The sequence below is a fragment of the Chitinophagales bacterium genome, from assembly GCA_017303835.1.
Classification (GTDB): domain Bacteria; phylum Bacteroidota; class Bacteroidia; order Chitinophagales; family Chitinophagaceae; genus JAFLBI01.
The window spans coordinates 2,044,008-2,064,735 of record JAFLBI010000001.1 but is presented as its reverse complement, the minus strand read 5'-3'; the positions used below and the strand labels follow the sequence as shown (position 1 = coordinate 2,064,735).

The following is a 20,728-nucleotide window of genomic DNA, read 5'->3' as shown; positions in this document are numbered from 1 at the left end:
AGTTTTGTGGGGGATTTTTATTTGATTAGTTACTGTTGTATGAATCGATTAAAGAATTCCATCGTCCTAAGCATTTGATCAATGCGTTGGCGGTTATTACCGCTGCGCGTGATTTCATGCGTAGCACCCGGGTGGCGCACATACTCTACTGTTCTACCTAAAACTTTCAGACTCTTGTAGAGCATTTCACTTTGTATCACACCGGTACGTAAATCGTTTTCACCATGGAAAATGATGAAAGGTGTTTTGATATTTTCTACATAGTTAATGGGCGATTCGCGCTCCAGTATCGTTTTAGTAGCCGCATTCCAAGGATAGCCGCCAAAATAATTAGGTACCAATCGCCATGCATTGCCCTCTCCAAAGAAAGTGCGCAGATCATACACGCCGCGCTGTGCGCAAGCTGCTTTGAAGCGTTGGTCATGACTGATGATCCAAGCAGTTAAATAGCCAGCATAAGAACCACCAGTAACAGCCAGTCTTGCTGTGTCTATAAATCCTTCGCCCACAGCTTTATCCAAAGCAGTGAGTACATCACTGGTAGGCCCCGCACCCCAATCATTGATATTACCGCGTAGAAAATCCAATCCATAACCACCTGAACCGCGTGGGTTGCTATATACCACTGCATAACCTTGCGCAGCATAGTATTGAAATTCATGCCACATGCTGGCTTCACCCGGGCCCCACATCGCCGAAGGCCCACCATGGATTTCTAAAATGGCCGGATATTTTTTTCCTGCCTGATAATTGGCCGGCTTCATTACCCAGTACTCCACCGTCATGCCTTTCTCATTCTTGAATGTTCTTTTCTCCGGCATACTGAGGATGCGCTCGCTTACCCAGTCATGATTGAAATTGCTGATGCGCTGATGATTTTTCAAACTCAAATCACTGGTGTAGAGTTCTGATGGATTCTCTACCATGATTTTGCTGAAGGCAACCAGATTACCCTTGATATCATAACTACTGATACCACTGTTGTAATCAGTGAGTACTTCTACTTTCTTATTGCTCAGGTTGGCCTTGCATAAAACTGTTCCGCCGTTGGATTGAGCAGTAAACCAAATGGCTTGTTCATCTGCGCTCCATACTAGATTTCCCTTATTTCTGTCGAATGGAATCGTCACTATATCCTTTTCAGTACCACCAAGCGGCATAATGGCTAAAGCTGGCACACTTACAAAACCTGTTGGTCCGTACTGGAAAGCCAACCACTTACCGGATGGTGAAGGTGTGGGGCTGTTATAACTCATGTCTTTTTTGCCCAGCAACTTTTTCATGCCACTGCCATCTGCATTCAACAGATAAATCTCTGATTCCAAAGAACGATCGGGATGTTCTGTAGCATCAATATCTGTACTCACTACTACTTGCGCACCATTGCCTGTAAATGCAGCGCCATTGAAACTGTAGAAGCCATTTGTCAGTGCAGTCGCTTTACTACCCGGTTTGGCATCCATAATCATGAGGTGACTGAAACTCATCTCATTCGATACAGTCGCTTCTTCCTGCAGATTCAGCTTGGTGATGACTTTCGCCTTTCTGTCTTTTTCATTCTGTGCCAGATAAGCACGAATTTCTTCTGTATTACCATCAGGATTTGGGATGGCTTTATTGGGCTGCAGGTTGCTATTATTGGTAAAGCCCGGCTTTTCATAAGGCCATTCTGGCATTTTGCCACCGGGGTTGAAAGTAGGGTCTGAGATGAGTTCTGCGAGCGGAATATTGACACTGAATACAATCTTGCTACCATCGGGCGACCATTTAGGCTGGCCGGCTCCATATTTGGATTGCGTAAGCTGTACGGGTTCGCCCCCATCTAAATTCAGCAGAAAGATTTGTGGCCTACCTTCAGCAGCACGCACAAAAGCCAGTTGTTTGCCATCGGGCGACCAAGCTGCCTGTCCGCCACCACCACTGGTAAGCTGTCGGCTGCTGCCATTGGCATAGAGCCAGAGTTGGTTATTATATCGGTATTCCCACTTGCTGGTAGCTTCAGGTTCGATGCTGTTGACGGAGTACAAAATTTTTTGACCATCAGGATGAATGCTGCCCCCGCTCACCTGCTTTACTTTCAGCAGATCGGTCACTTTCATGGGTGTTTTTCCGCTTTGCGCAAACAGACTTAGCGGAATCAGGAAAAAAATGAGAACAAGCTTTTTCATGCGTTGTTATTTAGGCATTCAATGTACAAATATTCTGTGCGGGCACCTTGCCTTTTGTACATTTACACACTAAAAATTCAGCGATGTCTCAATTAGTACAAGAGTTTAACGACTACAGAACGCGGATGAACGAAGTGATTCTCTCCAAGAATAATCTGGTGATGAAGCGCTTGTGGAACCTGGACACCAATACCTATGATGAGGGTGCTTTGGATAAAAAGACCAAAGAAATGCTGGGCTTGGTTGCCAGTATGGTGCTGCGTTGTGATGATTGTATCAAATACCACCTGGGTAAATGCCACGAATTAGGCGTAAATACGGATGTCGTGTATGAAATATTTGCTGTGGCGAATATTGTGGGTGGAACCATTGTAATTCCGCATACCCGCCGTGCTGCTGAATATTGGGAAGCCCTGCAGCAGGGATGAGAAAAATCATGTTCGGGAAAGGGTTTTTGTATTTTATTGCAGGAATAAGCCCTAAGGCCTAACTTTAAGAACCTTAATGTTATTATCATGAGTGCAACTGCTACTGCCAATACACCGGTATTAACCGCTAAAGATTTCGCAACAGATCAGGAAGTGCGCTGGTGCCCGGGTTGTGGAGATTATTCTATTCTGGCACAAGTACAGAAAGTAATGCCTACACTGGGCATTCCTAAGGAAGATATCGTAATCATCAGTGGTATTGGTTGCAGTAGCCGTTTCCCATACTATATGAATGTATATGGTATGCACTCTATCCATGGTCGCGCAACAGCCATCGCGAGTGGTTTGAAAGCTTGTCGCCCTGAATTGAGTGTGTGGGTAGTAACCGGTGATGGTGATAGCTTAAGTATTGGTGGTAACCATACCATTCATTTGCTCAGAAGAAATTTCGATATCAATATCCTGCTCTTCAATAACCAGATCTACGGTTTAACCAAGGGACAGTATTCTCCTACTTCTGAAGAGCATAAGATTACCAAGAGTACACCTTTCGGTAGTATTGATCATCCATTCAATCCACTGGCGCTGGCCATGGGTGCAGATGCTACATTTATTGGCCGCAGTATGGATCGTGATCCCAAGCACCTGCAGTATATGCTTACACGTGCGCAAAAGCACAAGGGTGCATCTTTCTTAGAGATCTATCAAAACTGCAACATCTTTAATGATGGTGCTTTTGAAGTATTCACAGAGAAAGCCACCAAGCCGGAAGAAACATTATTCCTGGAGCAGGGTAAACCACTGGTATTTGGTGCTACACAAAACAAAGGCATTCGCTTAGACGGTTTCAAACCTGTTGTGGTGGAATTGGGTGGCGAGTATAGTGCGGATGATTGCTGGGTGCATGATGAGCATGATTACCACAAAGCACAAATCCTGATCCGCATGTTTGATGATCCTTCCAAGCCAGATCATTTCCCAAGACCATTTGGTGTGTTCTATGAAACAGAACGCCCATGCTATGAAGAGATGATGCAGTTACAAATTCAGGACATCATTGCTGCAAAAGGCAAGGGTGATCTGGACAAATTACTGCGTGGCCGCGAAGTTTGGGAGATTGCTTAATCAAAGCCTAACCAGACCTTCTTTAATGGCGTAGGTAACAAAACCTATTCTGGATTTTACCTGTAATTTCTCACTGCAACTTTCGCGGTAGCCATCTACCGTGCGAAAGCTCACGCACATTTTTTCAGCTATTTCCCGATAGGATAAATCTGTGCAACAATGCTGAAGAAATTCAATTTCTCTTTCAGTTAGTAGTGCATAACCTTCTTCCGGTTCCGAGAGTTCTCGAAGATTATTGATGAGCTTATTGCCAACAATATCGTTCAGAAAGTAGCCCTTCTGGTGTATTTCTGTGATGGCGCGTTTTAATTCATTCGGACTTGTGTCTTTGAGCAGATACCCTCTTGCTCCTTTTCGCATGATTCTGATAACAGCAGATTCGTGATCAATTACAGTTAAAACAAGCACTTTGATTTTCGGGTATGCTTTGGTTAGTTTTTCTGTTGCATCATAGCCATTCATTCCCGGCATATGTATATCCATCAACACAATATCAGGAGCAGGCTGGGTAGCTAATTTCTGAAATAAGTCTTCGCCGTTGTTTGCTTCAAGTACAATAGTACAATTTCCAAAAGCTTCAATCAGATTGGCCAAACCCTTACGCATTAACGCATGATCATCTACTAAAGCCAATTTAATTTTTTCATTGTTCATAAAACTAGTTCAATACAAGTTCCTTCACCAGGGCTGGTCTTAATGGTTAGATTGGCCCCTAGATTTTTTGCCTGTTCCATCATATAAGTGATACCCATACCCATCGGTGTTTTTTGGGTATCGAATCCTATACCATTATCTCTTACCAAGAAACTTTGTCGGTTGTTCAGGGTTTCAGCTACTAGCTGAATTTGCGAAGCTTTCGAATGGATAGCTGCATTTAGAATCATTTCTTCCAGCAGACTATAGATTATCAGATTGCCAGATCTCGCTTTTTGAAGCAGTTCTTCCGGATCATCAATGCTACAGCTGATCTGAAAGTTTTTATGGATAAACTGTAATTCCATTTCTAATGCATGCAGGATGCCCGCTCCATCAATTTCCTCTGGTTGCATTTTCCTGCTGATACGCCTCAGTTCTATTATCCCCTTTTCCACCAATTCCTGCATTTGTTTCAAATGCGCTTCCTGCTGATTATTATGAAACAAATGCAAATTGAGTTTCATTAAACTCATGTCTTGCGACAAACCATCATGCAACTGCCTGCTGATTCTTCTACAATAGTAAGTACACAAGACAGCCTTGGCCAGATCAACACCTGCAAGATGCACAGCGCCCGATTGCTTGGGTCGCCACTTCCCATACAGCCAGTATACAAGAATGGTCATTCCTGCGCCCAGCATACCTGCCAGTATCAGATTTGTCATAGGATTGGATACTTCTGTTAAGCTGCAATTTAATGGCTTGATTTTAAGGCAGGGAGGGGTAAGTAACGGTACTTTACCCCGTTATTTAACGGGTATTTTGCAGAAAAACACCCCCCTGAAAAAACGGGAAATTTCCCATTGTGGAAGAAAAACCAGGCTGTTATGTTTGTATCCGTGTTTAAACAGTGAAGGCGCAAAATTTCATTGGGGGTTAAACATAACAACTGGCTGCTTTCTAGCAGCTGTTGTTTTTTTGGGAACTAACAGAAACTTTCTTTTCCGCTAACGACTGTTAGTTTTATATTTGCCTTATGGCAAGAATCAAGGTTGATGAACATTCCTCCCGCAAAGACATCATTGTCAGTAAAGCAGCTTCGCTGTTCCGGGAGAAGGGCTATAAAGCCACCAGCATGCGCGAACTCGCAGATGCCGTTGGAGTAGAAGCGGCCAGTTTGTATAACCATATTCACTCCAAGACAGAGATACTCCATGTAATATGCTTCAATGTGGCCAATCGTTTCATGAGCCATATGGAATCAATTGAACTGGAAAATGTTTCAGCCATCATTAAGGTTGAAAAGCTGTTGCGTTTTCATATCAATGAAATGCTGCATCAATATGAGGAAGTGTATGTGAGCGATCGCGAGTGGAAGCACCTCACGGATCCATATCTATCCAATTTTCAAAATCAGCGACGCACTTATCGCAAGCGCTTTGCAGCCATCATAGAAAAAGGCATTGTTGCTGGTGAAATCAAATCAATTGATGCGCCTACTGCTGTATTGATTATGCTGCATGCTGTTAGTGGTATCGAAAGCTGGCATCGTTCAACAGCAAAGATCAGTGGAATAGAATTGGAAGAAAACATGGTCACCATCATGGTGGATGGTCTCAGAAAATAACGCTCATGTCTCTGCATTTTCAACCCATCAGGGTAAAATCGGTTAGAAAAGAAACCAATGATTGTGTATCTGTTGCACTAGATGTGCCTGCAGCATTGAAAGAGAGCTTTGCATACACGCAAGGTCAATACCTGACAGTGAAAACACAGATCAACGGAGAAGAAGTTAGAAGATCTTATTCTTTGTGCAGCTCTCCATTGGATAAAGAATGGCGCATTGCTATCAAAAAAGTAGAGGGCGGTGTTTTCAGCACTTATGCGAACGAGTCATTGAAACCCGGTGATACATTGGATGTGATGCCACCCATGGGAAAGTTTTATACTGCTATTCAACCTGATCAAGCTAGACAATATGTATGCTTTGCGGCTGGTAGTGGTATTACACCCATCTTGTCTATTATCAAAACAGTGTTGGTTGCTGAACCACATAGTCAGGTGATTCTCGTCTATGGTAATCGTAGCAAAGCGTCTATCATTTTCAAAGAACAGTTAGAAGCTTTGAAGAATAAATACATGGAAAGATTTAGTCTCATTCATGTATTGAGCAGGGAAAAAATGGATGCGCCTATTCAATCTGGCAGGATTACGGCAGATAAATGTGCCGCGCTTTCCTCAAGCCTAATCAAATTGGATAAAGCAGATGCATTTTTCATTTGTGGTCCGGAAGAAATGACACTCGCAGTGCGCGATTATTTGAAAGCCCAGTCGGTCGATCCTAAGAAAATTCATGTAGAACTGTTTACAACAGCAGGAGTACTTGCTAGAAAGCAACAGGTGAAAAAAGTGCAATCGGATAATGCCCCAGCCAGCAAGATCATCGTGAAACTTGACGGCCGGAGCTTCGATTTCAAATTGCCTTTTGAAGGTGAGAGTATTTTGGATGCGGCTTTGAAACAGGGCGCTGATCTTCCCTTTGCCTGTAAGGGTGGGGTTTGCTGTACCTGCAAGGCTAAGCTGATTGAAGGCGAAGTGGATATGGATGTAAACTACGGACTGGAACCAGAGGAGATTGAGCAAGGTTTTATCCTAACCTGTCAGAGTCACCCACGCACAGAACAAGTGGTTGTAGACTACGACTATCGTTAAGCTAACAATTGGTAGCTTTTCTTGTTAATTTTGAATACCAATCATTTGATATGAATACCATTGATCTGGAGAAGCAATTTCAAGACAAAATTGATCGTGAGATCCGCATTGAGCCGCGCGATTGGATGCCGGAGAAATACCGCCAGACCCTGATTCGTCAGATTAGTCAGCACGCCCACAGCGAAATCGTTGGCATGTTGCCTGAAGGTAACTGGATTACCCGCGCCCCATCGCTTCGCCGCAAAGCCATTTTGCTAGCCAAAGTACAGGATGAAGGCGGTCATGGTCTCTATCTCTACAGTGCAGCAGAAACACTGGGCATTACCCGTGATCAGATGTATGAGCAATTGCACTCCGGCAAAGCCAAATATTCTTCCATCTTCAATTATCCAACGCTCACTTGGGCTGATATGGGTGCCATTGGTTGGCTGGTAGATGGCGCAGCCATCATGAACCAAGTGCCTTTGTGCAGAGCCAGTTATGGTCCTTATGCCAGAGCCATGGTGCGTATCTGCAAGGAAGAAAGCTTTCACCAACGTCAGGGTTTTGAATTATTGCTCAGCCTGAGCAAGGGCAGCGAAGCACAGCGCAAAATGTGTCAGGATGCCATCAATCGTTGGTGGTGGCCCAGTATCATGATGTTTGGTCCAACAGATGATGCCAGCCCCAACAGCGAGCAAAGCATGCGCTGGAAGATCAAGCGCTTCAGCAATGATGAACTGCGGCAGAAATTTGTAGACATGATTGCTGAGCAGGTGAAAATCTTGGGCATGACTTTACCAGATCCGGATTTGAAATGGAATGAAGCGCGTGGGCATTATGATTTTGGTGCCATCAATTGGGAAGAGTTTTGGCAGGTGATTAGTGGTAATGGTCCGTGCAATAAACAAAGACTGGACACACGACGCAAAGCATGGGAAGATGGCGCTTGGGTAAGAGAAGCTGCTGCAGCACATGCAGCCAAAAAAGCAGCACGCACACAACAGCATGCTGCATAAAACAGTAATACTATGAAACAATATATCTGCAAATATTTCTACGGCGATTATGGCGAAGGCCGCAATGGTGCTGCTGATATCAGTACCGGACAGGCGAAACAAGAATGGCCATTGTGGGAAGTGTTTATCCGCAGCAGGCAAGGCTTAGACCACAAGCATGTGGGTAGCTTGCATGCAGCTGATGCACAGATGGCTATTGAAAATGCCCGTGATGTCTATACCCGTAGAATGGAAGGCGTGAGCATTTGGGTGGTGGAGAGCAAGCATATTCATGCATCTAATCCGGATGAAGCAGCAAGTTTTTACGATCCTGCAAATGATAAGGTTTATCGCCATCCAACATTCTATGATTTGCCGGATGCGGTGAAGCATATGTGAGGATAAGGCAAAAGTGAAAAGCCAAAATCCAAAAGTGACAAGTTTTAGTTACGCTAAAGCTTTGGTAAACAGGCAAAAGTGACAAGCAGGTCAAGAAGCACCTGCACAAAAAATGAACATGTATTCTCCGTTAATACGATACACATTACACCTCGCTGATAATGCCCTCATCATGGGGCATCGTTGCAGTGAATGGTGTGGACATGGGCCAGTGCTGGAGCAGGATATCGCTTTAGCGAATCTTGCTTTGGATTATGTAGGCACTGCTAGAAATTTTTATCAGCATGCTGCTGAAATGATTAATGCAGCTGATCCTGTACAACAAGCCACAGAAGATAGTCTGGCTTATTTGCGTGATGCAGGTGATTTTTACAACAACCATATTGCTGAATTACCCAATGGCGACTGGGCACAGACAACATTGAAAGAGTTTTTCTTTAGTGTATACCAACAAGGTGTGTATCGTCAGCTCATGTATAGCAGTGATGCACAGATTGCCGCTGTTGCAGAAAAAGGGTTGAAAGAAATCGATTACCATGTGCGTTGGAGTAGTGAGTGGGTGGTTCGTTTGGGTGATGGAACTGAAGAAAGTAAAGATCGATTGCTGAAAGCATTAGATGAAGTGTGGTTGCATACGGGAGAATTATTTGCAAGTGATGATCATGATGCGCAACTCATTCAGGAAAACATTGCGGCAGATTTGCAACTCGTGTATACGCATTGGAGAACAACTGTGGAGAAGGTATTTGAAGAAGCCACTATTGCAGTTCCTGCACCTGCGAAAACTGCTGCTTGGATGGGCAATGGTCGCAAAGGCATTCATACAGAACATTTGGGTTATATACTTGCTGAAATGCAATACCTGCAGCGAGCTTATCCCGGTTGCGAATGGTAATGACAAGCACTACTCAACATACCGTTGAATTTATTTATGCCATTCTGGAAACCGTTGCTGATCCCGAAGTGCCGGTTTTGAGTATTCTGGATCTGGGTATTGTACGTGATGTGCAACTCAAGGACGATGGTTTTCATATTATTATTACACCTACCTATTCTGGTTGTCCTGCAACAGAAATGATTCAACTGCAGATTCGAATGGCATTGCTCGAAAATGGTATTCAGCATTTTCAAATCGAACATCGCCTATCTCCGGCCTGGACAACCGATTGGATGACAGAAGCAGGGAAACAAAAATTGCAGGCGTATGGAATTGCGCCTCCTGAGAAAAAATTTGCTATTCCTGAAGATGGCGTTACTTGTCCACAGTGCCACTCAACAAATACCCGATTAGTGAGTGCTTTTGGCTCTACTGCCTGCAAAGCTTTGTATCAATGCAGCGATTGCAAAGAGCCATTTGACTACTTTAAGTGTCATTGATTATTCCAGTGCTACCGGCGAGGTTTTGCTCACCCAATCAACCGATTTACGTAAAAACTTGGGCGCACGGATACGTATACCCAGATACACTTGTATGCTGTAGAAATACTTCTCCATCTTATCTATTTCTTCAATCTGGTGTGCATAGGAGCGAATCATGGCATCAATACCATAGTAATAGTACTGGCCATTATAACCTAATGAGGTCTGTACCAAATAGCCGGTAGTTAGTCGGGTGCCTTTGAGTAAAACCAATTGGTTATTGGTATTATAACTGTCTGATTTAAAAAAGTCGGCGCCAATACTTGGTCCCGCTGAACCACTCAAGTACCATTTTGGCGTAATCACCCAGGTGGCGCTTATTGGTAAGAGTAGATTGATATCTGTACTTCTTGTTATTGAATTGCTGATGCTAGAATCAGCTACTGCATTGCGTAAGCGATAATTGGCAAATAGCAAGGAAGGCAGAAAACTAATGGCTGATTTTTTTTGTACTTCCGTGCCGCCCTTCAATGCAGCAGTAGAGAAATTTCTATTGACATTGTATCGTATCAGTAACTGTGTGGTGGTAGATTCAAGATCCGGGAAAGTGATGTATTTGATATTGCCGAGTTGTGTGCGATAATCATTGCTGTTACGCATATAAAAACCCTTCATACGCGTGTGTTCTCCGGACAAATACCAGCGTTTCAAATTAACACCTGCGCCCAAACTAAAGCGGCTGGTTTCACCTTTTGCAGGATTACCCGGATTGATCAGGCCTGGTGTAAAGCTGATGCCCGCATCAACGAAACGATAACTAATGCCTAAATGCATATTGTTGATTTCGCTGGGTGCAAGAAAAATCCTGAATCTGTCAGGATAGAATAAGCGCAATTCTGTTTGTTTGGTACTATACCAAGTATCAATGTGGAGTAATGAGTCGTAGCTGAGTATATAATCCGTCCGTTTTTTGGAAACTCGTTTTGTGCTGTCTTGTGCAAATGCAAAAGATATGGAGCAGGCAAGTATGACGATGATATACCTCAAACTGAGTGGTTACTATTCAAATGTAGTAATCCTCTTTCATTGTGCGAGCTCAGCAGGCTTTTGTATGTTTGTAACTCAATCTTGCCAATGGACTCCATTCTTTTTACCGTACAGGATAATGTGGCGTATATCACGCTCAACAGGCCAGATAAATTCAATGCATTTAACAGGCCGATGGCTATGCGCTTGCAAGAAGTATTGGATTTGTGTGCTGCAGATGAAAATATCCGTGCCGTATATCTTACCGGTAATGGAAAAGCATTCTGCGCCGGACAGGATTTACAGGAAGTATTGGATCCGGAAGGGCCGGGCATGAACAGAATTTTGTCTGAGCATTACAATCCGATCGTACGCAAAATCCAGGCTTTGGAAAAGCCTGTGGTTGCCGCTGTGAATGGTGTTGCTGCCGGTGCCGGTGCCAATCTCGCTTTGTGTTGTGATATTGTGGTGGCAACTGCATCTGCGTCTTTTATACAAGCGTTCTCCAAAATTGGATTGATACCCGATACAGGCGGTACCTTCTTTTTACCAAGATTGATTGGTTGGCAGAAAGCCAGTGCGTTGATGATGCTGGGCGATAAGGTGGATGCCGCGGAAGCAGAAAGATTGGGTATGTTATATAAAGTATATGCAGATGAACAATTTGCAGATGCTTCTAAGCAATTGGCTCAGCAGCTTGCACTAATGCCTACCAAGGGATTGGCGTATACCAAGAAAGCCTTGCAATGGGCTTTTTCGCATACATTGGATGAGCAGTTGATGAATGAAGACAAGCTGCAGCAGCGAGCGGCTTCAACAGCAGATTTCAAGGAAGGTGTACAAGCATTTGTAGAAAAGAGAAAACCAGTTTTTACAGGTAAATAAGCAGTATGTCAACAGTAGCTAAAAAAATAATCGATACCATGATGCAGACAGATGCTTACAGCAGCTGGCTGGGTATTGAGCGTGTGGAGGAAAGAGAAGGCTACTGCAAACTGCGCATGACGGTGCGTGCTGAAATGTGCAATGGCTTTGAAATTGCACATGGTAGCATAACTTATGCATTGTGCGACAGCTGTCTGGCTTTTGCTTCTAACAGCCGGGGCAGGCAGGCTGTTTCTGTGGAAACCTCCATTGCCCATATTGCACCAGTAAAGATTGGTGATGTTATTACTGCCGAAAGTACGGAAGAGAGTTTTACCAATCGTTTCTGCATTTACTCTGCTACGGTTACCAATCAGCGCGGAGAGAAAGTAGCACTTTTCAAAGGTGTGTATTACAGAAGTGAAAAAGAGTGGTTGACTACCTGATTACTTGAATACCACATAAGCAAGAATCAGCCAGATGATCCCTTTGCCCAGAAAGAACAGAAACCCCCAGAGGCCTAGTTTCTTCAATGCGTTCCGCAGTTTCTCTTTTTTGAGTAGTTGCCTCATCTGCTAATAACTTGATAGGTTTTAAAATCACTTGTCATGGGTGATGGCTGTCCGGCCGCTTTGGCTTTTCTGATATCTTCAAAACCGCGCGCATGGCCTTGTATAAAGGCTTCGCTCTTAGTCCAGTCCTGAAAGGCCTGTTCTGATGTCCAGAAACTCACAACCAAATAGTTGTCATCATCCTGATTAGGTTTTAGCACATACATGTCTACAAAGCCGGGTAATGTATCGATGGCTTTTTTTCTGGTACCAAATAGGTATTCAAATCTTTCTCTGTATTCAGGTGTACAACGGATGTAGTTGACAGCAACAAAATTTTTCTCCATACTTTTAATTTGTTGTCAGCGAAACTATTCTTCCGAAAAGTGCAGGTGATGCCGTTTCGGGAAAAGCATTTTACGAAATCAGTAATTCTATGTTTTACGCATTCAAAGGATATCAGCCGGTAGTGCATCCCAGTGCTTATGTACATCCACAAGCAGTGGTTACCGGCCATATCATTATTGGTAAGGATGTATATATTGGTCCTGGCGCAGCTATTCGTGGCGATTGGGGTAAGATTGTGATTGAAGACGGCTGTAATGTGCAGGAGAATTGTACCATTCATATGTTTCCCGGTGTTACTGTTACACTGCATGCTGGTGCACATATTGGCCATGGTGCAGTGATACATGGCGCAACGATTGGTAAGAATTGCCTGGTAGGTATGAATGCAGTGGTGATGGATAATGTGGTTTTAGGTGATGAATGTATTGTTGGTGCTTTGAGTTTTATCAAAGCAGATGAAATATTTCCAGCGCGTAGTTTGATTGTAGGTAATCCTGCCAAGCGCATCAAGGAAGTGAGTGATGAAATGATTGAATGGAAAACGGAAGGCACAAAATTGTATCAGCAGTTGCCGGCTGAGATGTATGGAACAGCAATACCATGTGAGCCACTTCGAGAAGTTCCTGCGCATTATGCTGATCAGGCAGCAGTGTATACCACATGGAATCAGCAGCAAAAAGCTGAGTAGGATTGTTGGCGATGCAGTGAGTGACACAAGCGGTGTTGCTGTATGTACTGCTGCTCGCTCCATAATGCCTATCTTCGCAGCAATTCACAACTGTGTCTGAAAGAAACTTCATAGACTATATCCGTATTTTTTGTCGCTCCGGTAATGGCGGTCCGGGCAGCAAGCATTTTGCACGTACTAAGTATAACCCGCAGGCAGGGCCTGATGGGGGTGATGGTGGTCGTGGCGGACATATTATTCTGCGCGGCAATACACAGTTGTGGACCTTACTGCATTTGCGTTATTACAAGAATGTATTAGCAGAACATGGTGAGCCTGGTAATAAGAACAATATGACGGGCCGCGATGGTAAGGACATCATTATTGAAGTGCCATTGGGTACTGTTGCACGTGATGAAGAAACAGGTGAGATTGAAGCGGAGATTTTAGAAGATGGCCAAGAAGTGATTTGGATGAAGGGTGGTAAGGGCGGATTGGGTAATGCCAATTTTGCAACAGCTACCAACCAGGCACCTGAATATGCGCAACCGGGTATTCCTGGTATTGAAGGTTGGAAAACCTTGGAGTTGAAAGTATTGGCCGATGTGGGTTTGGTGGGTTTCCCCAATGCAGGTAAATCAACTTTGTTATCAGTGATTACTGCGGCAAAGCCGAAGATTGCGAATTACGCATTCACTACATTGGTACCGCAATTGGGTATGGTGGAATACCGCGAGGGCAGATCATTTTGTATTGCTGATTTACCGGGTATTATTGAAGGAGCATCTGAAGGAAAGGGTTTGGGACATCGTTTCTTGCGTCATATTGAGCGTAATGCTGTGTTGTTGTTTTTGATACCAGCAGATAGCAATGATCACAAAAAAGAATTTGATATTCTCAGGAATGAATTGGAAATGTATAATCCTGAAATGCTACAAAAAGATTTTCTGATTGCCATTAGTAAGTCGGATATGCTGGATGATGAATTGAAAGAAGCCATCAGTAAAGAACTACCGAAAGAAGTGCCGCATTTGTTTATCTCTTCCATGACACAACAAGGATTGATGGAATTGAAAGATGCACTCTGGCAGATACTTAACAAGCCTGTAACAGACTAATTCAATTTTCCGCTTTTATTTTGGGTTACCTTTTCTTACCTGCAGGTATTAAGGGTATACAGCAGTATTTATTGCGATCGCACACTGCTTTACTCCCGATTGTTTCCATTGAAGAAGACCTCTGACTAGCCTTGCCGGATTTTTAACTAAAAACCGGACAAACATGTATCAATCAAACTGGAGCAAGATGACAAGAACGATTCTGATGGGCAGTATGCTCGCAACCGCCGTAATGACCGGCACCACTGCATTTGCAGAGAAAGTAAGTAACACAACAGCTGAGATTAATTCAGCAAAATCTACCGTTAAATTTTTGGGTACTGATGCGGATAATTTCTGGTTCCATGTGCAGTACAACAACCCTTCTGGCAGTAATTTCTTCCTGACTGTGCTGGATGAAAGCGGCGAAGAAATTTACAGTGGTAAGTTTTCTGATAAAACTTTTACCAAGCGTTTTTCTTTACCACGTTTCGAGGGTTATAAGACTATTTCGTTTGTAATTGAATCTTCGAAGAGCAATTACAAAGAGCGTTTCGATGTGCAATTTAAGCAACGTAGCGAAGAAGAAGTAGTGGTAATTAAGAAGTAATCATACATAGGCGCACTGCTATGGCAGTGTGCCTTTCTTTTGTATCATATTTCTTTTTACAGCAGGTAGCACAAGCTGATCACTCAGATCGGGTTTAATATCCTTGTTCTGAATCAGTGGTGTAGAACCTGATCCGTCGAAGAATGTCCAGTTTTTTCCGCCATCACGCGATTCGCCAATGAGTGGTGTGATGGAGTGCATAACAATGCCAGAGAAATCAATCTCTACAATTTGTTCAATTACGCACTGTATATCTGTTTTGGTGAATACGATCTGAAGCAGTTTACCTGCGCTGGCTTTTTTCACAGCGGTATCTGGTAAAGCTTTCATCTGTGTTTCGATGGCTGCAATAAAAGCTTCGTCGCCACCCATCAGGTCTTTAACGCCCTTGTGGTTGAATCGGGCAAATTGAACCCAGTTGCGCTGCAGAAACATCTGCATCATGCTGTCTGCTTTATTGATAATGATTGGGGCGATGCTGGCTGAATCCTGCTGCGCCTGACTGAGCAAACTCAGGCACAGAAAGAAAAGGGTTAAGATGTGTTTGCGCATATATGAAGATATTTTTTCTTTTGCACAGTTGTGTGGAATTTCTTCTTAATGTGCTGAGCAGTCGTATTAACTTAGTTTGATGCAACAGCAATGCTTTTTTTGTGGACATGCAGTAAAGCTGATTCATGTGCATGGGCATTATCAGTGTCCTGTTTGTGGAACCAACGCCATGCCTTGTTGCGATGGGGACAATTGTGATACCAATATTATACTGAGAATTAGTTCTGACACAGCGATTAATCCGGGTGAGATGCCAAGCAGCCTACCTGAAATTACTGAACAAGCAGTTGAAGTACAGACTAAGTAAACAATCCGGACTTATCTATGTAATTTTAGGCGAGTCATTTAATGACTTCATTCATGATGAAAAGATTGCTGCTGCTTATCCTGACAGGATGTATTGTGCATTTCAGTAATGCTCAGTCTGTTCCACAGAAAGACGTAAAAGATATTCTAAGAGCGATCACCAAAAATAATCTTACCACTGTAGAAGTGGATACTTTGGAGCGTAACAGAACTTATCTGAATATTCTTCCTGTTGTTGGTTACTCTCCACCTTATGGTTTTTTAGCTGGGGCTGGTGTAAGCCTCGGTAGAATTCTGGGTAGTACAGGCACCCCTTTGGTTTCCTCAGCCCTGGTGAACGTAAGTGTCACAACTAAAAATCAAACCATTTTCATAGCCCGCAGCAATGTGTACTTGCCTGGCGGAGACTGGATTTTACAGGGCGACTGGCGCTTATTGTTTTTTACACAACCTACTTATGGTACTGGTATTTATTTTGGAGGTACAGATCAGCTAAGTCTGAATGGTAATCCAGTTACCCTTCGTAGAGATGAACAGGATATGGAGTTTAATTATGTCCGGTTTTATCAGTCAGTTTTTAGGCGCATACAAGGCTCTTTGTATGCAGGTATCGGATTATCAGTTGATCATCATTTTAATATTGATGATCAGACATTGGATTTGAATAATGCACAGCCTAATTATACAGCACATTACCTGAACAATATTCGCAACAATATTCCCCTTACACGTACTACAGCCAATGGGCTAAGTCTTAATGTACTTTGGGATAATCCCATCAATACCTATGAAGGTTGGTATGCACAATTGGGTTATCGAATGAACACTAGATTTCTGGGCAGTAATGTTCCCAGTCAAGTGTTTTCTTATGACCTGCGCTTCTATCTGCATCCAAAACCATCAAGCAAAGAGCATGTATTTGCATTATGGAACTGGGGTCAAATCTTGACTAGTGGAAAACTGCCTTATTTGGCTATGCCTTCAATTGCATGGGATACCTATAATCGTTCCGGCAGGGGATACATACAAGGAAGATTTCGTGGTGAGAGTATGTTGTATTCTGAAGCCGAATATCGTTTCCCCCTCACCAGAAACCGACTTTTAGGCGGTGTGGTATTCTTAAATGGTACTACTGCTTCTGCTAAGCTTTCCGGGCAGTCACTCCTGCGTGCTGTAGCACTTGGTTATGGCGCAGGGCTTCGCGTTAAGATGAGTAAGAAAACGCGAACCAATGTAACAGTAGATATGGGGTTTGGCCAAAAAGGTTCTTCCGGAATATTTATCAATCTTCAGGAATTTTTCTAACTTAAAGCTCCTAAAAATTTGTCATGAGAATCTTATCTAAATGCCTGTTGCTTTTTTGTGCAACGCTGTTTTTTTCCTGTGCTTCAACCCGTATTGATAAAAGCTGGAGAGATCCTGATGTATCAGTTGATACTGCTTCTTTGAAAAAAGTGTTAGTAGTTGCTTTGCTGAAGGATGAAGCCAATAGAAGAAGTGCAGAGGACAAGATGGCTTCCCTAATGAATGGCAAGGGCGTTGTTTCTTATAATCTGCTTACGCAGAACTCCATTAAAGAGAGTGATGAGGTTTGGAAAGCAAAGCTGAAAAATGACGGATTTGATGGTGCGCTTGTCATGCGATTGGTAGATGTTGATAAGGAAGTTAATTATACACCCGGCAATATCAGCACTTATCCTGTTTATTACCGCGGATTTCATGGATACTGGCGTGTAGGTTGGAACTCTTATTATACGCCTGGCAGTTATAATACAACACAGAATTATTCCATCGAAACAAACGTCTATAGTTTCCGCTCTGATAAGCTCATCTGGACAGGTCTTACAACAACGAGCAATCCTTCCAAACTAGACAAAATGGTAGCAGAAGTTACTACTGTTGTTTTTGACAAAATGAAAAAAGAAGGCTTTTTGAAATAAGTATTCATTCATCAATCACAATAAAGCAACCACATGAAAAAAATTATCTGTGCATTTGTAATCACAATTTGCGGACTTACCGCAGCTGAAGCCCAGTTGTCCCTGCCTAAGTCTGTTCAGGATGCTGCTTCCTCTGCAGTGAAGAATTTCGTAAAGCCACCTGCTATTGGTGATGTTGGGAAAACTACCGGTTCTATTGTAAATGAATTGACGAGTAAACTTGGTTTAGGCGCGGCACAAAAGCCACAACTTACTGATGCAATTGGTTCTTTTCTGAAGGACAAAAGTGGTATCCTCAGTTTAGCTGGTACCAATCCTAAGGATTACCTGGCTAAGTTCAATCCGCTGCAGCAAGGTTTGTTTGGAAAACTGAAGGGGATACTCGGTGCAGCAAAATTTGCCGACTTCCTGAAGTTGAAACCTTCTGGAGCCGGAAGTGCATTGAGTAATTTATTTTTCTAAGCACACTACTCATTATGCAATCAAAAGCAACAACAGTTGAAGCCTATCTGCAGGAATTGCCTGCTGATAGGCTTCCTGCTATGGAAGCCCTACGCAAAGCGATTAAGAAGAATATGCCCAAAGGTTTTCAGGAGCAGATGAACTATGGGATGATCGGTTATGTGGTACCACACAAGCTTTATCCCAAAGGGTATCATTGTAACCCAACTGATCCTTTGCCTTTCATGAATATTGCTTCACAGAAGAATTTTATTGCAGTCTACCATATGGGTATTTATGCCAACCCGGCCTTGCTTAAATGGTTTACTACTGAGTATGGCAAACGCGCCAAGGGTAAGCTGGATATGGGCAAGAGCTGCATTCGCTTTAAAAAGCCTGAACAAATTCCTGTTGACCTAATTGGCGAACTGGCAGCCAAAATGAGCCCGGCAGATTGGATTACCCTATATGAAAGTGCTTTTAAAAAATAGGGTTATTGCGTTCCACATTTGAGTGCTAGTAATCTTGCATTGGCATCTCTATTGTTCTTACTCTTAGCAAAGGTATAATCGCTACAGGCTTCTTCTTTCTTATTCAAGGCTTCATAACACTTACCCCTGTTTAGGTATACATTATCATTACCCGTAGTTAATAAGGAAATCACTTTTGTGTAATCAGCAATAGCTTGGTCATATTGTTTCATCTGATGCAATAAAAGTGCTCTATTCCAATATCCGTTATACTCAGTTGGATAGAGTTTAATTTGGCTTCCATAATCTTTTAATGCAGTAGCAGTATCCTTTTGTTTCAGACTAATCGTAGCATGCCAAATGAGCGCATCTTTATTTTTGGCGTCTTGTTTCAGCATTTTATTGATATCGAACATGGCGCTATCTAACTTATTTAAATTAGCATAAGCAACACCACGATAGAGATACACACTATCGTTTTTGGTTTTACCCTCTATGGCTTTTGTGAGTTGTTGAATAGCATTTGGATATTTTTTAAAAGATGTAAAAGCAACCCCCCTGATATATTGAATATCCTGTTCTGTTATTTTGATCTTAGTCTTATAAAAGACATCTGTATAAGCACTGTCTTTCCACTGGGCACCAGTGAAGGTATTGGCCCATTTCGCTCCAATGACATTACCATCAGGTTTGATCAAATAGCCTTGAGCGGGTACTATGTTATCAGCTGAGCTTGAGTAATAAATAGTTTTTGTTGAGCCAAGGAAGATGCGTTTATCAGGATACTGTATTTCCATAAAATATCCATCAGAAAATTTCTCTGCTATGATGAAAACACCATCATCTAAAAGCCAGTATTTACCTTGAGTGTTGAGTTTCCCATCAAAATTTCCTTCATAGTATATTTTACCTGACCGATAGTATTTACCAGACCCACTTGCAGAACCTGCTACAAAGTTGCCCTCGTACCAATCTGTTTGACTAAAGTACCTTTTGCCGTTTCCGCTTAATGTTCCTAACAAATAGCTACCTTCTTCCCATGTGCCATTGGCAAAGACTTTTTTACCTTTTCCATCAAGAAAACCATTCCTAAAATTACCGGTATATATGTGTCCGCTTTTGTATTTATAATAACCTTCTCCGTTTAAGTTGCGACCTTTAAATATGCCTGCTGACGAGTCGCCATTTGATTTTATTTGTATTCCTTTACCATTTTCTACACCATTTACAAAATCGCCTTCATAACGATAGCCTAAGGAAGTAAACCAGGCTTTTGCAAAGCCATTCAGATAACCATTATCGAAATAACCTACTGAGCTATCCTTATTCGCTTTGACGAGTTTTCCATATCCGCGTAGTGTGTCCCGTACAAATTCACCATCATATATTTCGCCATCTGCAAGAATGCTTTTTCCTTTTCCGTGTCTTTTATCATCCTGCCAATAACCTTCATAGCGCCGCTTATTTGGGTAGTACATGATGCCATAGCCATTTCTGAAATCATTTTTAAACTCACCTTCATAGAGGTGTCCATCGGGCCAGGTCATTTTTCCTTTTCCATTTTTCTCACTATTCATCCAGTTACCTTCATAAACTCTTTTGTCCTTATAAACTTGCTTGCCAAAACCTGTACGTTTTCCAACAGACCAGTTACCTTCAAAACTGCTGCTGTCGGGCGAGTAAATGCTACCTTTCCCTTCCCAGTAACCATCTTTGATTCCCCCTATATATTTTCGCCCATCCTTATAGTAAAAAGTGCATTGCCCAGTTGCATAGCCATTTATCCAATCTGATTCGAGCACCTCTCCGTTGCTATAGGTCATTTTCCCTTTTCCATTGGTATACCCTCCTTTGAAATAACCTTCATACGTATCCCCATTTTTATATTGATACTTGCCAAAGCCATTGGAGCAATCGCCACTAAGGCATTTTTGTGCGCTTGCATTTGTGGTAAAGAGCATGTAAAGAATAAACAGGCTGTATAACTTTCTCATAGAAGGTTGTTTGGGTGGTCAATCTCTATGAATTTACACAAATAGAAAATACCGCAGT

At 42.7% G+C, this 20,728-nt stretch carries 25 protein-coding genes; 18 read left to right on the top strand and 7 right to left on the bottom strand.

What is annotated here, in order from left to right:
• Positions 1–29: 29 nt before the first annotated feature.
• On the bottom strand, positions 30–2,168 hold the full coding sequence (locus J0L83_09300) for a S9 family peptidase (GenBank protein MBN8664758.1): 2,139 nt from the start codon (positions 2,166–2,168) through the stop codon (positions 30–32).
• Between the two features lie 83 nt (positions 2,169–2,251).
• Here J0L83_09300 and J0L83_09295 point away from each other — a divergent pair, with 83 nt between their 5' ends.
• Together J0L83_09295 and J0L83_09290 are read left to right on the top strand one after the other, a co-directional pair.
• Positions 2,252–2,596 carry a carboxymuconolactone decarboxylase family protein gene (locus tag J0L83_09295; GenBank protein MBN8664757.1) on the top strand — a complete coding sequence of 115 codons (345 nt, stop codon included), beginning with the start codon at positions 2,252–2,254 and terminating at the stop codon, positions 2,594–2,596.
• An 87-nt stretch (positions 2,597–2,683) separates the two neighbouring features.
• Positions 2,684–3,721, top strand: coding sequence for a 2-oxoacid:ferredoxin oxidoreductase subunit beta (locus J0L83_09290; protein MBN8664756.1), 1,038 nt, complete (start codon positions 2,684–2,686; stop codon positions 3,719–3,721).
• Here the strand turns inward: J0L83_09290 and J0L83_09285 are convergent, their stop codons facing one another.
• On the bottom strand, positions 3,722–4,375 hold the full coding sequence (locus J0L83_09285; protein ID MBN8664755.1) for a response regulator transcription factor: 654 nt from the start codon (positions 4,373–4,375) through the stop codon (positions 3,722–3,724).
• Positions 4,372–5,082, bottom strand: coding sequence for a hypothetical protein (locus tag J0L83_09280; GenBank protein MBN8664754.1), 711 nt, complete (start codon positions 5,080–5,082; stop codon positions 4,372–4,374). Before J0L83_09280 ends, J0L83_09285 begins: the two co-directional genes overlap by 4 nt.
• A gap of 311 nt (positions 5,083–5,393) precedes the next feature.
• On the opposite strand from J0L83_09280, the gene J0L83_09275 reads away from it, so the two are divergent.
• The 6 genes from J0L83_09275 (at position 5,394) to paaJ (ending at position 9,822) form a co-directional block, all read left to right on the top strand.
• Positions 5,394–5,984, top strand: coding sequence for a TetR family transcriptional regulator (locus J0L83_09275; protein MBN8664753.1), 591 nt, complete (start codon positions 5,394–5,396; stop codon positions 5,982–5,984).
• Between the two features lie 5 nt (positions 5,985–5,989).
• Positions 5,990–7,069: a phenylacetate-CoA oxygenase/reductase subunit PaaK gene (paaK, locus tag J0L83_09270; GenBank protein ID MBN8664752.1), complete on the top strand. Its 1,080-nt coding sequence runs from the start codon at positions 5,990–5,992 to the stop codon at positions 7,067–7,069.
• Positions 7,070–7,119: 50 nt separating this feature from the next.
• Positions 7,120–8,067: a 1,2-phenylacetyl-CoA epoxidase subunit A gene (gene paaA, locus J0L83_09265; GenBank protein ID MBN8664751.1), complete on the top strand. Its 948-nt coding sequence runs from the start codon at positions 7,120–7,122 to the stop codon at positions 8,065–8,067.
• 12 nt (positions 8,068–8,079) lie between these two features.
• On the top strand, positions 8,080–8,445 hold the full coding sequence (gene paaB / locus J0L83_09260; protein MBN8664750.1) for a 1,2-phenylacetyl-CoA epoxidase subunit B: 366 nt from the start codon (positions 8,080–8,082) through the stop codon (positions 8,443–8,445).
• A 118-nt stretch (positions 8,446–8,563) separates the two neighbouring features.
• Positions 8,564–9,340, top strand: a complete 777-nt coding sequence (paaC, locus tag J0L83_09255; GenBank protein ID MBN8664749.1) for a phenylacetate-CoA oxygenase subunit PaaC — start codon at positions 8,564–8,566, stop codon at positions 9,338–9,340.
• Entirely contained in the window at positions 9,334–9,822 is a 489-nt protein-coding gene (gene paaJ / locus J0L83_09250; protein ID MBN8664748.1) for a phenylacetate-CoA oxygenase subunit PaaJ, read from the top strand. Before paaC ends, paaJ begins: the two co-directional genes overlap by 7 nt.
• Here the strand turns inward: paaJ and J0L83_09245 are convergent, their stop codons facing one another.
• On the bottom strand, positions 9,823–10,851 hold the full coding sequence (locus tag J0L83_09245; protein ID MBN8664747.1) for a DUF4421 family protein: 1,029 nt from the start codon (positions 10,849–10,851) through the stop codon (positions 9,823–9,825).
• A gap of 87 nt (positions 10,852–10,938) precedes the next feature.
• Here J0L83_09245 and J0L83_09240 point away from each other — a divergent pair, with 87 nt between their 5' ends.
• Positions 10,939–11,715, top strand: a complete 777-nt coding sequence (locus J0L83_09240) for an enoyl-CoA hydratase/isomerase family protein (protein ID MBN8664746.1) — start codon at positions 10,939–10,941, stop codon at positions 11,713–11,715.
• A 5-nt stretch (positions 11,716–11,720) separates the two neighbouring features.
• A complete protein-coding gene (locus J0L83_09235; protein ID MBN8664745.1) occupies positions 11,721–12,140 on the top strand; it encodes a hotdog fold thioesterase in 420 nt (139 codons plus the stop codon).
• Positions 12,141–12,262: 122 nt separating this feature from the next.
• On the opposite strand, the gene J0L83_09230 is transcribed toward J0L83_09235, so the two are convergent.
• On the bottom strand, positions 12,263–12,592 hold the full coding sequence (locus J0L83_09230) for an antibiotic biosynthesis monooxygenase (GenBank protein ID MBN8664744.1): 330 nt from the start codon (positions 12,590–12,592) through the stop codon (positions 12,263–12,265).
• Positions 12,593–12,681: 89 nt separating this feature from the next.
• Between J0L83_09230 and J0L83_09225 the strand changes: the two genes are divergently transcribed.
• The 3 genes from J0L83_09225 to J0L83_09215 all read left to right on the top strand — a co-directional run bounded on the left by J0L83_09225 (position 12,682) and on the right by J0L83_09215 (position 14,967).
• Entirely contained in the window at positions 12,682–13,281 is a 600-nt protein-coding gene (locus tag J0L83_09225; protein MBN8664743.1) for a transferase hexapeptide repeat family protein, read from the top strand.
• 92 nt (positions 13,282–13,373) lie between these two features.
• Positions 13,374–14,378 (top strand): GTPase ObgE, encoded by a 1,005-nt coding sequence (gene obgE, locus J0L83_09220; protein MBN8664742.1) that lies wholly within the window; start codon positions 13,374–13,376, stop codon positions 14,376–14,378.
• Positions 14,379–14,565: 187 nt separating this feature from the next.
• Positions 14,566–14,967 carry a hypothetical protein gene (locus J0L83_09215; GenBank protein ID MBN8664741.1) on the top strand — a complete coding sequence of 134 codons (402 nt, stop codon included), beginning with the start codon at positions 14,566–14,568 and terminating at the stop codon, positions 14,965–14,967.
• Between the two features lie 18 nt (positions 14,968–14,985).
• Here the strand turns inward: J0L83_09215 and J0L83_09210 are convergent, their stop codons facing one another.
• Positions 14,986–15,519, bottom strand: a complete 534-nt coding sequence (locus tag J0L83_09210) for a hypothetical protein (protein ID MBN8664740.1) — start codon at positions 15,517–15,519, stop codon at positions 14,986–14,988.
• Between the two features lie 79 nt (positions 15,520–15,598).
• On the opposite strand from J0L83_09210, the gene J0L83_09205 reads away from it, so the two are divergent.
• From J0L83_09205 to J0L83_09185, 5 genes are read left to right on the top strand one after another with little or no spacing between them, the layout of a single operon-like run.
• Entirely contained in the window at positions 15,599–15,826 is a 228-nt protein-coding gene (locus tag J0L83_09205) for a hypothetical protein (GenBank protein MBN8664739.1), read from the top strand.
• A gap of 53 nt (positions 15,827–15,879) precedes the next feature.
• Entirely contained in the window at positions 15,880–17,130 is a 1,251-nt protein-coding gene (locus tag J0L83_09200; GenBank protein ID MBN8664738.1) for a hypothetical protein, read from the top strand.
• A gap of 23 nt (positions 17,131–17,153) precedes the next feature.
• Entirely contained in the window at positions 17,154–17,765 is a 612-nt protein-coding gene (locus tag J0L83_09195) for a hypothetical protein (protein MBN8664737.1), read from the top strand.
• Positions 17,766–17,798: 33 nt separating this feature from the next.
• Positions 17,799–18,227, top strand: a complete 429-nt coding sequence (locus tag J0L83_09190) for a hypothetical protein (GenBank protein MBN8664736.1) — start codon at positions 17,799–17,801, stop codon at positions 18,225–18,227.
• A 14-nt stretch (positions 18,228–18,241) separates the two neighbouring features.
• Positions 18,242–18,697 (top strand): DUF1801 domain-containing protein, encoded by a 456-nt coding sequence (locus tag J0L83_09185; protein MBN8664735.1) that lies wholly within the window; start codon positions 18,242–18,244, stop codon positions 18,695–18,697.
• A gap of 2 nt (positions 18,698–18,699) precedes the next feature.
• Here the strand turns inward: J0L83_09185 and J0L83_09180 are convergent, their stop codons facing one another.
• Positions 18,700–20,670 (bottom strand): hypothetical protein, encoded by a 1,971-nt coding sequence (locus J0L83_09180; protein MBN8664734.1) that lies wholly within the window; start codon positions 20,668–20,670, stop codon positions 18,700–18,702.
• Positions 20,671–20,728: the final 58 nt, after the last annotated feature.